General features: G+C 65.5%; 1 pseudogene. It reads right to left on the bottom strand.

The features are described from left to right. Window positions 1-701: 701 nt before the first annotated feature. Window positions 702-1,373, bottom strand: a pseudogene (locus EFY87_RS19905) (transposase); the annotation flags it as partial. Window positions 1,374-1,448: the final 75 nt, after the last annotated feature.

Raw genomic sequence — 1,448 nt, 5'->3', positions numbered from 1 at the left:
CACTGGTGCAGCTTGGTTTGCATCCTCAGTACCTGGAACTCGGCGTACTCCAACTCCGGCCACACGACCCCATCGGCGTCGGCTTCATCCCTGGCGGCGGTATTCACCATCGCATCTCCTGACCTTGCACTCCCATAACTGCTGACTCACTGGCCCCCTTCGCCATGCGCCCGGCTTTCCCGGGCTCGGACTACTACGGGGCCTCCGCCCCGCCACGCACGCATCGGTCGGCGATGGACCTGCCCCCAAGGGGGCGCCTGCGTGACGGTTCCCACGTTCACCATGTGCCGCTCGACGAGGGAGGAGTCCAACTGGTATCCCGGCAGCATCGCCATGGCTACGCCGCAGGCCTTCACCATGGCCTCCGGCCCGAGCGCTATCAACCCGGGATCGAAGTCGACCCCACCCACCACCGGTGGGACTGCAAGGGTCGTGCACTGCACCCCGGCCCCTATCCGTCAGGTTTGAGCCGGTACATCGCTTACGGGACGTCACCGCTGGTTCCGTCGCGTACTCCTTCTCGTCACGCTTGCCGGGCCCGCACCATCTGACAGTGCTGGTACGACCCGTCGTTGTCAGGGCTGCTCCCACCCTTCCCGGCATCCCCCGGGTCAGGCTGCCCTCAGCTTCACCCGGTCGCTGCGACGACCAGACGGCGGTGGTCTCTCACCTCCACTCGGAACACATGGCGCCTCGTGGCGCACGATCGCGTCGATGAAGATCGCCGCGTACACGGCCTCCAGCGGCCGCGACAGCCACTCGTTCATCTGCTCGGTGATCCGGTCGGTGATCCGGCTGATCGTGTCCTTGGACACCGACGCGGCGTAGATCTCTTCCAGGTGCGCGCTGATCTCACCGGTCGTCAGGCCCTTGGCGGTCAGCGACAACACCACCTGCTCCACGCTGCCGAGCTTGCGGGCGTGCTTGGGCACGATCACCGGCTCGAACGTGCCCGCCCGGTCCCGCGGCACCTGGATCTCGACTTTGCCGACGTTGTCGGTCAGTACGGTCTTCGTGCGAGAACCATTGCGAACATTACGGATTCGATCACTCGACCGGTCGTCGTGGCCGGTGCCTTCACCATCGTCGACTGCCTGGGCCGGTTGCTCGTGCTTGCCATGCCCGAGGTGCTCGGTCATTTCCTCTTCCAGCGAGACTTCCAGCACCATCTTGGTCAGGTCCTTCAACAGCCCCGACGGTCCGGTCAGCGAGTCACCGTTCGCGCGGGCTTCCTGCACCAGCTCGGTGATCGCCGCCAGTCGTCGACGCTGCTCCTCGGACTTCTTGGGCCGTCGATCGGCCGGCTCACGCCGAGCGGGCTGCCGCCCCAACTCGACCGGTTCCTGCTTGCTGTTCACGTCCTGCAGTGTCATGCGCTACTGCTCCGATCCCGCCCCACTCACGGGGCGTGTCACGGACCAGAAACACCGAAATTGCGATACTCCCCA

The sequence above is a fragment of the Flexivirga caeni genome, assembly GCF_003724155.1.
Lineage (GTDB): Bacteria > Actinomycetota > Actinomycetes > Actinomycetales > Dermatophilaceae > Flexivirga > Flexivirga caeni.
Note: the sequence above shows the minus strand (reverse complement) of the source record. Positions and strands in the feature narration are given on the sequence as shown.